We start from the raw sequence: 10,376 nt of genomic DNA on the forward strand, positions 1-10,376 counted from the left end.
GGCAGAGGCATCAGAATGACAGGCTCGCGACTAAGGATGCTGAGGTAGTTCGGCCCCGCATTTTCGACAGTAATTGGCGTCCGCTTCATGCCCGCTGGTGGCGCAGTTCAGGCAGCGGATAAGGTCACGCTGGGTCTTCATTTCCTGACTGAGCTCTGCCGTAATAATGCCTGTGGGCACGGCCAAGATGGAGTAACCAAGCAGCATGGTAAAAGCGGCCAGTGTCTTGCCGAGATCTGTCTGCGGAACTATGTCGCCGTAGCCGACGGTGGTGATGGTGACGATAGCCCAGTAGATACTGGTCGGAATGCTGGTAAAGCCGTTTTCCGGCCCTTCAATTGCGTAGAGCAATGCACCCAGTACAGTGACAAGGATGGCGACGGTGCTGAAGAAAACCAGGATCTTTCGCTGTGCCATTAGCAGGGATCTAAGCAGGATATTGGAATCTTTTAGAAAGCGCGCCAGCTTTAATATCCGGAATATACGCATGACCCTGATCAGCCTGACGATCAACAGGTAGTTCGAGCCCGGGAATAAGAAGGCGATATAGCTCGGCAAGATAGCAATTAGATCGATGACACCATAAAAGCTCTTGGCGTATGCCCAAGGGCGCGGGGAGCAGTAGAGGCGGGCGATATACTCGACGGTAAATAACAGGGTAAAGACCCATTCCATCACAAATAGAAGACTGGAGAACTCTGTCGCCACACCTTCAAGCGACGAGAGGATGAGGACCAGCTCGGAGCACAAGATAGCGAGGATTAGTACAATGTCAAAGTACTGTCCGGCCTTGGTTTGGGTGCCAAATATAACTTGATAGAATTTTTGCCGAGTGTTGAGCGTAACCATAAAACCCTGAAATAAAAATAGAAGCACTATCCGTTAGGATAATGAACATTAAAAGGGGTTACCAGTTGGCGGCAAGGAGTACCTCTCCAAAATGAGATGGAGAGGTACAATTGCGCGGAGACTCCGCCGGGAGTGTGTTAGGCGAGACCCGGAAATAGGGCGCGAAGGCCGTTGGCAATAAACTCAATACCGAGGGCCGCCAGGATCAAACCCATAATACGGGTAATGACGTTGATGCCGGTCTGGCCCAGAAAGCGTACGATAATCGGGGCCGCGCGGAACAGCATCCAACAGCAAAAGGCAAACGCTGCGATCGTGGCAGCAATTCCTAGGGTACTGGTCATACCCGGGTAACGTGCGCTGTACACAATTGTCGAACTGATTGCACCCGGACCGGCCATAAGCGGCATGGCCAGAGGGACAACGCCAATTTGCTCCCGGCTAACTGATTCTGATTTTTCCTGCTTGTTCTGTTTATCCTCACCCAGCTTACCGCTCATCATCGAGAAAGCGATAGTCAGCAGCAGTAAACCACCGGCAACGCGAAATGAGTCGAGGGAGATACTGAACATATCTAGCAAAAACTGCCCGGCAAGCAGCGAGACGATAAGAATCACGCTGACGGCGAGACTGGCGGTATAGGCTGTTCTGTTTCTCTCCTCGGTGTTCATGTGGCCGGTAAGAGAAACGAAGATAGGCATAATACCGATCGGGTTGACGGCTGCGATTAGACCGACGAAAAACTGTAAGAAAATGGCAATTTCGATTGTTTGCATTGCGGGATCATCTAACAAACGTAAAAAACAAGAAGCTAACTTCCTCCTCTTTAACAGGTTGCCACGTAATATCTGAAGGGGCTTAGAAAAAAGGCGCAAAAGCAGTGCGTGAAAAGTGCTGCCTTGGGGCCAGAGTTGCGACGATATTAGGCGGCTTCCTGTTATTTGGCGCTACTTTAAGCTAAAGCTTAGCGTCAGACCAATTAAAAATAGTTATCTCTACCCTTATTAATAATTATCGGTAAATTCTGTGTTACACCCCTGTAAAAAGCCGGTGTTTTGGATTACTCTTTATGGGCAGTCGGCGTGCCACACGCAATGTAATTAAGGTAACTGTATCCTGCTAAGCCTGTGATTTGCTTCACATTAAGTGTTGAAAGTAGCCAATTGTGTATGTTTGTTACGTAATGTTTGTTACTTGAAATGTCGCTTTATGAAGTAATTTGATATGATTTCAATCTTGCTGGTCACATTATGAACTTTTAAGTTCTTGAATTAACATGACACAGCTCGAATTTTGACAAAAAGTACTCCTATAGGGTTACAAGTGATCTAAATCAATTTTTTTCGGGGTGTGAAAGAATATAATCAGTTTTGAAAGCAATTTACTAAGTATGTGTGTTGTCGGGGCGTTAAAAGCAGGGCTTTCCTGGTACCGATAAGTCGAAAGTAGCGATGACAGATTCTTACTAAAAAGTTTTTAATATTAAGTTAGGAGTTAACTATGCCTGTAACAAATATGGCTGAACTAGATGCAATGATTGCACGCGTTAAGAAAGCGCAAGCAGAGTTTGCTACATACTCTCAGGAGCAAGTAGACAAAATCTTCCGTGCAGCTTCTCTGGCAGCTAACCAAGCTCGTATCCCGCTAGCACAACAAGCGGTTGCCGAGTCTGGTATGGGTATCGTTGAAGATAAAGTAATCAAGAACCACTTCGCATCTGAATTCATCTATAACAAGTATAAAGATGAGCAAACTTGTGGCGTTCTTGAAGAAGACGACAACCTGGGTACTATGACTATCGCAGAGCCTGTAGGCATCATCTGCGGTATCGTACCAACAACTAACCCAACTTCTACAGCAATCTTCAAATCTCTAATCTCTCTGAAGACTCGTAACGGTATCATCTTCTCGCCACACCCACGTGCGAAGAACTCTACCAACGACGCAGCTAAACTTGTTCTAGATGCAGCAGTAGCCGCTGGTGCGCCAAAAGACATCATCGGTTGGATTGACCAGCCATCTGTAGAGCTTTCTAACGCGCTAATGAAGCACGACGACATCGCTCTTATCCTTGCAACTGGTGGTCCAGGCATGGTTAAAGCTGCTTACTCTTCTGGTAAGCCAGCAATCGGTGTAGGTGCAGGTAACGTTCCTGTTGTTATCGACGAAACTGCTGACGTAAAACGTGCAGTAGCTTCTATCCTGATGTCTAAGACTTTCGATAACGGCGTTGTATGTGCTTCTGAGCAGGCTGCAATCGTTGTTGACGAAGTATACGACGAAGTGAAAGAGCGTTTCGCTTCTCACAAAGCATACGTACTGAGCAAGGCAGAAGCTGAGAAAGTACGTAAAGTGCTTCTAATCGACGGCGCACTAAACGCGAAAATCGTTGGTCAGCCAGCTGCAGCAATCGCTGAGATGGCAGGTGTTTCAGTTCCAGCTGACACTAAAGTACTTGTTGGTGAAGGTCTGGGTAAAGTGTCTTACGACGACGCATTCGCTCACGAGAAACTATCTCCAACACTTGGTCTGTTCCGTGCCGACAACTTCGAAGACGCTGTTGCTCAGGCTGTGACTATGGTTGAGATCGGCGGTATCGGTCACACATCTGGTCTATACACTAACCAAGATGTAAACGCAGACCGTATCCGTTACTTCGGCGACAAGCTGAAGACAGCTCGTATCCTAATCAACATTCCAACTACTCACGGTGGTATCGGTGACCTGTACAACTTCAACGTTGCACCGTCTCTAACACTAGGCTGTGGTTCTTGGGGTGGTAACTCAATTTCTGAGAACGTAGGTCCTAAGCACCTAATCAACAAGAAAACTGTTGCGAAGCGAGCTGAAAACATGTTGTGGCACAAACTACCTAAGTCTATCTACTTCCGCCGTGGTAGCCTTCCAATCGCTCTTGGCGACCTTGAAGGTAAGAAGCGTGCATTCCTGGTAACTGACCGTTTCCTATTCAACAACGGTTACGCAGATGATGTTGTGCAGCTACTGAAAGCACAGGGCATGGAAGTTCAAACGTTCTTCGACGTTGAAGCTGACCCAACGCTAACAGTTGTTAAGAAAGGTGCAGAAGCAATGCAAAGCTTCCAGCCTGACGTAATCCTGGCTCTAGGTGGTGGTTCACCAATGGATGCTGCTAAGATTATGTGGGTAATGTACGAGCACCCAGAAACAGCATTCGAAGAGCTGGCAATGCGCTTTATGGATATCCGTAAGCGTATCTACAAGTTCCCTAAAATGGGCCAGAAAGCTGAGCTTGTATGTATCACTACTACTTCAGGTACTGGTTCAGAAGTTACTCCATTCGCCGTTGTTACTGACGACGAGACTGGTGCTAAGTACCCACTAGCTGACTACGAGCTAACGCCACAGATGGCTATCGTTGATGCTAACCTGGTTATGAACATGCCTAAGTCTTTGACAGCGTTCGGTGGTTACGATGCAGTAACTCACGCACTGGAAGCTTACGTATCTGTTCTTGCTAACGAATATTCTGACGGTCAGGCTCTGCAGGCGCTTAAGATGCTTAAAGAGTACCTACCTTCAAGCTACGCGAACGGTGCTAACGACCCAATCGCTCGTGAGAAAGTACACAACGCAGCAACTATCGCTGGTGTAGCATTTGCGAACGCATTCCTGGGTGTGTGTCACTCAATGGCTCATAAAATTGGTGCAGAGTTCCACCTACCACACGGTCTGGCGAACGCACTGCTTATCTCTAACGTTGTACGTTACAACGCGAACGATAACCCAACTAAACAAACTGCTTTCTCTCAGTACGACCGTCCACAGGCACGTCGTCGTTATGCAGAAGTTGCTGACCACCTAGGCCTAAGCCAGGCTGGTGACCGTACTGCACAGAAGATTGAACGTCTTCTAGCATGGTTGGACGAGCTTAAAGGTGACCTAGACATCCCAATGTCTATCCAGGCAGCAGGTGTTTCTGAAGCTGATTTCAACGCGAAACTGGATGAGCTATCAGTAGAAGCGTTCGATGACCAGTGTACAGGTGCTAACCCTCGTTACCCTCTAATCAGCGAGCTGAAAGAAGTTCTTCTAGCTTCGTACCACGGCAAGCCTTACGTTGAAGGTGAGACTTTCGAAGGTACAACAGTAATCAAGAAGAAAGCTGACCAGAAAACAGCTGAAGCGCCAAAAGCTGCAGCTAAAAAAGAGACTGCTAAAGCTTAATCATTGTTTTAGCTAGCGCACTTTAAGCCCGCCGTTTGGCGGGCTTTTTCGTTTTATCCATATATAAAGCGTGATTCAGAAGCCTGGCTTATTTCCAACTATTCTTCTTACCCCACTTCGGCTTCTATCATCCGGCCATTAAAATAGTCGTTGGCGACAATGTACTCGGCGCTTCTAACAATTTCGTACTGGAGCGGCTGGCTGAGCAAGTTGCCGAGCGGAGGGTGGTCATCCTCGTGGGCAAAGCTTAATGGAACAACGCCCCCGACCCGGATTTTGAACTCAGCCAGCTCTTTGGCCCAGCTCTGGGTTAACCCCGAAATCATGGCTTTTGAACCGTTGTTAATTGGCTGATGGGTATTGATCAGGTTTGCGGCCAGGTTGACGATGACGCCTTCGCAGTGATGTACCCGCATATAACTGGCTGCCTGCTTGCCAAAAATGAAGAAAGGGGTTGCGCCTTCTGACATGGAGCGGCAAAACTGATCGACAGAGGACGGGCTGAACAAAGTAGGCAGATCTGAGCCGAACCAATAGTTAATCAAAACATCAATAGTGCCAAACCGTTGGTGGACTCTATCTATGAGGTTGGAGATGGATACTTCATCTTGGCATTCAAGCAAGAAGGGGTGAGAGTTCCCTCCTGCCGCCAGGCAGGCTTGCTGTGTTTGCTGCAAGCGGTCAGCTTCGACATCCACAAGGGCTAGTTTGGCCCCTAATGACGCGAAGTGGAGTGAAATCGCTTTGCCCATTGGGCTGCCAGCGGCAGTGATTACAATGACAGATTGCGCGATATTCATAACTCGTTCTTTCCCCCGTTTGTACCGGAAGGTGCGCTGCCGGTTGGCAGTTTCTGGGCACTTCGAAAGTGAAAGTCTTCAATTTGGCACTGTTAGGATGTTGTGCTTTTTATTGCCAAATTTATCCAATTCCAAAGTTACGCACCTGAGCGGTAAATCGATCACCAAGTAAACGAAAAAAGATAATTAAATAGTGAAGCTTTGGGCTGGAATTAACTGTGAAAAAGCGCCCAATTTGTCTCAAACCGCCACTAAATGTTAGTGAATTGTGAGCGGGGTGCTGCTTAAAAATAACAAAGCTATGATGGTTGTCACGAAATGAGGAATACTGTGAGCTACAAGGAATTAGCCTGCAATTTAGGCGGTTTGATACATTTCAGCAAAGCGCTTGGCATGGATAAGTGACAGGTACAAATCCTGCGGGGACGCCTTAATGGTGGCATCTTCTTTCGGCGGAAGCATCCGGCGCTCATGTCCGGACAGGTTATGGTATACCTCCTCCGGCATGCCTTTGGTGCCCTGTGGCGGAAAGTTGAGTGCTGTCGGCTGTAACTCATGGAGCAGGCGGGCATCAGCAAGTCCGCTGCTATGAAAGGCTTTGGCTTGCGCTGCCCCGTTTTCATAACAGTGCTCGGTAGTACTTAGCGGTTGTGGATCCTGCAGCTCGAAGTAGGCGCGCAGTTCCGGCTCTGTCTTGCCGGGCTTGGGTAGTGCGTCAACCGGGATGGTTTCCAGATGATCCGGCGACAACATGGCGAGCATCAATGCAAAGTCAGCACGGCGACCACCTTCAACCGCATGGTTGAGGTTATTGCCGAGCTGCACTTCATTAATGAGCTGCGCTTTGTCTAAAGTATGGATCTGCATTATCTGAGAAAATAGGTTCCCGGTTTGTATTACTCCTTTTATCGGATTTAGCTGTCAGAACTTTAGCAGTATTTTTACTTCGTTTTATCTAATGCCTCAATGGCTGTCCGCATTCGGCGCAGCCCTTCGTCCAGCGTATCACTCCGGCAGGCAAAATTGAGCCGCACAAAGCGGGAGTTGCCAAAATCGGCACCCGGTGACAGCCCGACTCCGGCGTTTTCGAAGAATTTGAACGGACTGGTTACCGGCAGTGCCGAGGCGTCTATCCAGGCGAGATAGGTGGCTTCAATCGGGTGAAGCTTGAGATACGGCATCGCATTGATTTCCTGCTCGACTTTTGCTTTTTGTTGACGAAGAAAATCAAGCTGCTGATCGAGCCAGGGCTGACAGTTCTCGTAAGCCGCCTGTGCTGCCGTATAAGCCAACACGTTGACGTCCGGAACGATACCGGCCTTGGCCCGGATAAATTTCCTGCGCAGGTCCGGATTAGGGATGATGGCCATTGAAGCGCCGAGGCCGGCAATATTGAAGGTCTTGCTCGGGGCGATAAGTGTCACCGAGCGCTGGGCTGCATCCTCATTCAGGCTGGCGAAAGGAATATGCCGGGTGGTTTCATCGAGAATTAAGTCACAGTGAATTTCATCCGAGCAGACATAGAGGTCGCGCTGTTTGGCAAAATCAGCCAGTGCTAGCAGTTCATTGTGGCGGTAAACCGTTCCGCCGGGGTTTAACGGGTTGCAGAACAACATCAGCTTGGATTCAGGAGTGACTTCCGTCTGCGCTAAATCTATCAGCCAGCGATTGTTTTGCAGGGTAACCGGGGCGACTGATAATGAGCGTTTGGCCAATCGTACCGATGACATAAACGGCGGATAAATTGGCTTGGGGCTGATCACGCCCTGATCGGCTTCAGTCAGGGCTCTGACCGCGAGGTTAAGGCCACAGACTAGTCCCGGCAGGTAGGCAATCCACTCGGGCTCGATATCCCAGTCATAGCGTTGCTTCATCCGCTCGACAAGCAGCTCGGTAAGGCGTGCCGGTGCCTGACCGTAGCCGAATATACCGTGGTCAACATGCTGATGCAGCGCGTCGGTAATTGTCTGTGGTACCCGAAAGTCACTGTCGGCCACCCACATTGGCAGAATATCCCGGCCTTTGTATTTGTTCCACTTTATGCTGTTGGTGTCGATACGGTCGATCGGTTGCTCGAAGAGCTGGAAAGGGGAGTGCGGCATAGTGAGTCCATTCATGATGCTATTGGTTAGGTATTATCTTATACCAATTAAGCTAAGCATTTGAATTTTGTTGCATACTATGAAAATGAAATTTAAAAAAAGCCCTGACTGCGAGATCAGGGCTTTTGTTGTTTTTAGGCTTCAGAACGTGGACTTGGTGCCAAACTGCTTGGCTGCATAGGCCACACGCTCTTCCGGTGTTGGTGGGGTATTCGGAGTACCGAGGTTTTCGATATGGTGCAGACGAGGCAGCAAGCCGCAGCCGTTGGCTGTCTGGATAGCCAGTCCGGGACGGGCATTGAGCTCAAGGACCATCGGTCCCTGGACCTTATCCAGCACCATGTCGGTTCCCATGTATCCTAACCCGGCCATTTCCCAGGCACTGGCAGCCAGCGTCAGTAGCTTATGCCAATTAGGCACCGCCAGTTCGCTGAGCAGTTTGTCGGTATCCGGGTGGCGCTCGACAGGCTGGTCGAACTGCACGGCCCGGATTGCCTTGCCGGTGGCAATATCGATGCCGACGCCGACAGCCCCCTGGTGGAGATTTGCCTTGCCATCGGATGCCGCTGTCGAGCAGCGCATCATGGCCATGACCGGGTAGCCCTTGAAGACAATGACCCTGACATCGGGCACACCCTCGTAGCTGAAGCCGTCAAACACATCATCAAACTGGATCAGGTTCTCGACCATGGCGACGTCGTTTTTTCCACCGAGTGAAAATAGCCCCGCCATGGTGTTGTTGATATGGCGCTCGACATCCTGCTTGTTGATCTCAACACCGGACGGTTTGGTGTAGACGCCGTCCTTGTGCTTGATGATTACTAAAATGCCCTTACCGCCTGAGCCCTGAGCCGGTTTGATCACAAAGCCCGGCCAGTCTTTTACCATGTCGTGGATCTTTTTCACATCGACCTGGCTGTCAATAACGCCAATCAGCTCGGGAACGGTCGCTCCCGCCCGCTGGGCAATATGCTTGGTCTTTAGCTTGTCATCCACCAGCGGGTACAGGCTGCGATCGTTGTAGCGGCCGATATAGCTGTGGTTGCGCTGGTTCATTCCCATGATACCGCGCTCACGGAGCTTGAACGGAGAGGTAAACTGTGAAAATAAGGACATAGTTTAGCTCTCCGCGAGTGGTTTAAAGCGACGAAGCTCACTGAGGCGGTAGCCTGTGTAGTTACCCAGCATCAGGATCAATGCCAGAACAATTAGCTGGATACCAATAAAGTTAAACGTCAGGTGACGAACCAGGCCGTTGGTCATCGCCAGGTAGACCAGGATCGCCGTCAGCAGCGAACCGCCACCCTGGATCAGCACTTCTTTGGCACCTTCTTCTTCCCACAGGATCGACATACGCTCGATGGTCCATGACAGGATGATCATCGGGAAGAAAGTGATTGTCAGTCCTTCCACCAGGCCGATCTTGAAGGCCACGACGGTAAATACCGAAATGATCATAATAACCGTGATGATCACCGCGGATATTCGGGCAACCAGCAGCAGGTTGAGCTTCGACAGGTAGCTTCGGATAACCAGACCTGTGCCGACAATCAGCAGGAAGCCGAGAATACCGGTGATTAGCTGAGTCTGAACAAAGGCAACCGCAATCAGAACCGGCATAAAGGTACCGGAGGTTTTAAGACCGACGATGATCCGCAGGAAGACGACAATCAGGGCTCCGATCGGAACCAGCATGATAGTCTTGAACATTGCCTGCTCTTCAACCGGCAGACTGTGAATAGAGAAGTTCAGCAGATCTTCAGCCTGGACTTTTTCCCGGGTTGCCTGCTGAGGCGTGATGTCCTGGGCGATGATCGAGAAGCTGATGTTGGAGTTGCGACCGCCGATGACATCCAGCAATGAGTGGCCCTGCTGGTTCCATACCAGTACATCATCAGGTTTGCCTTCCTGCCCGGTCTGGAGATTAAACAGCTGCCACTTGGTGCCGTCCCAGACTTCTACCATCGGGTTGATGCTCTGACGACGACGGCCGTCTTCAAGCAGCAGGCCACCGACAATACGCGCATGGATATCTTCCAGAGATAGCAGGTTGATAATGGCCTGCTCGCGGCTCAGGCTATTGAGCAACAGCGAGGCATTCTGGTTCGTCTTGTCGTTGAACTGCTTGATGAGCTCGCGGGCGAGGGTGATATTGTCGGCAGACAGGCTACGCGCCTGACCAATCAGGGCTGTTGCTGCTGTCTGTTGCGGGTTATCCAGGCTGACAGAAACCGTTGCGCCTTTTGGAGGCTCGGAAGAGTAGGTAGCCAGCTGGTCAACCAGCATTTGGGTTTTGTAATAGAGGATTTGTTTGCCGGTGGCTTCACGGATCGACCACTCGGCACGGCGGCCCATATCGGTATCAATCAGGGCAACACCATAACCTGGTGACGATGTGCTCTCGTCGATGAGGGTAAAG

Annotated in this window: 8 protein-coding genes; 1 reads left to right on the plus strand and 7 read right to left on the minus strand. The window is 49.9% G+C overall.

Features of this window, described 5'->3' with window-relative positions; translation table 11 throughout:
- Positions 1 to 30: 30 nt before the first annotated feature.
- Complete coding sequence (locus MHN01_RS07205; RefSeq protein WP_239410700.1) at positions 31 to 849, minus strand: ion transporter; 819 nt, start codon at positions 847 to 849, stop codon at positions 31 to 33.
- A gap of 137 nt (positions 850 to 986) precedes the next feature.
- Positions 987 to 1,625, minus strand: coding sequence for a YchE family NAAT transporter (locus MHN01_RS07210; RefSeq protein WP_160650419.1), 639 nt, complete (start codon positions 1,623 to 1,625; stop codon positions 987 to 989).
- Positions 1,626 to 2,349: 724 nt separating this feature from the next.
- On the opposite strand from MHN01_RS07210, the gene adhE reads away from it, so the two are divergent.
- The gene (adhE, locus tag MHN01_RS07215) at positions 2,350 to 5,055 is read left to right on the plus strand and encodes a bifunctional acetaldehyde-CoA/alcohol dehydrogenase (protein ID WP_239410701.1); all 2,706 of its coding nucleotides are present in this window, start codon (positions 2,350 to 2,352) and stop codon (positions 5,053 to 5,055) included.
- A gap of 107 nt (positions 5,056 to 5,162) precedes the next feature.
- Here the strand turns inward: adhE and MHN01_RS07220 are convergent, their stop codons facing one another.
- The 5 genes from MHN01_RS07220 to MHN01_RS07240 form a co-directional block, all read right to left on the minus strand.
- A complete protein-coding gene (locus tag MHN01_RS07220) occupies positions 5,163 to 5,855 on the minus strand; it encodes an SDR family oxidoreductase (RefSeq protein ID WP_239410702.1) in 693 nt (230 codons plus the stop codon).
- Between the two features lie 357 nt (positions 5,856 to 6,212).
- Positions 6,213 to 6,722 carry a VC2046/SO_2500 family protein gene (locus MHN01_RS07225; protein WP_239410703.1) on the minus strand — a complete coding sequence of 170 codons (510 nt, stop codon included), beginning with the start codon at positions 6,720 to 6,722 and terminating at the stop codon, positions 6,213 to 6,215.
- A gap of 74 nt (positions 6,723 to 6,796) precedes the next feature.
- Entirely contained in the window at positions 6,797 to 7,957 is a 1,161-nt protein-coding gene (locus MHN01_RS07230) for a MalY/PatB family protein (RefSeq protein ID WP_239410704.1), read from the minus strand.
- Positions 7,958 to 8,098: 141 nt separating this feature from the next.
- Entirely contained in the window at positions 8,099 to 9,073 is a 975-nt protein-coding gene (locus MHN01_RS07235; protein WP_239410705.1) for an alpha-L-glutamate ligase-like protein, read from the minus strand.
- Positions 9,074 to 9,076: 3 nt separating this feature from the next.
- The coding region (locus tag MHN01_RS07240) for an inactive transglutaminase family protein (protein ID WP_239410706.1) at positions 9,077 to 10,376 on the minus strand (1,300 nt) is incomplete at its 5' end.

Source organism: Photobacterium sp. OFAV2-7 (assembly GCF_022347985.1).
GTDB lineage: Bacteria > Pseudomonadota > Gammaproteobacteria > Enterobacterales > Vibrionaceae > Photobacterium.

What these genes read in the sequence shown, in the direction of transcription:
- MHN01_RS07205 (WP_239410700.1), bottom strand. Translation starts at nt 849, where the DNA reads ATGGTTACGCTCAACACTCGGCAAAAATTCTATCAAGTTATATTTGGC.
- MHN01_RS07210 (WP_160650419.1), bottom strand. Translation starts at nt 1,625, where the DNA reads ATGCAAACAATCGAAATTGCCATTTTCTTACAGTTTTTCGTCGGTCTA.
- adhE (WP_239410701.1), top strand. Translation starts at nt 2,350, where the DNA reads ATGCCTGTAACAAATATGGCTGAACTAGATGCAATGATTGCACGCGTT.
- MHN01_RS07220 (WP_239410702.1), bottom strand. Translation starts at nt 5,855, where the DNA reads ATGAATATCGCGCAATCTGTCATTGTAATCACTGCCGCTGGCAGCCCA.
- MHN01_RS07225 (WP_239410703.1), bottom strand. Translation starts at nt 6,722, where the DNA reads ATGCAGATCCATACTTTAGACAAAGCGCAGCTCATTAATGAAGTGCAG.
- MHN01_RS07230 (WP_239410704.1), bottom strand. Translation starts at nt 7,957, where the DNA reads ATGCCGCACTCCCCTTTCCAGCTCTTCGAGCAACCGATCGACCGTATC.
- MHN01_RS07235 (WP_239410705.1), bottom strand. Translation starts at nt 9,073, where the DNA reads ATGTCCTTATTTTCACAGTTTACCTCTCCGTTCAAGCTCCGTGAGCGC.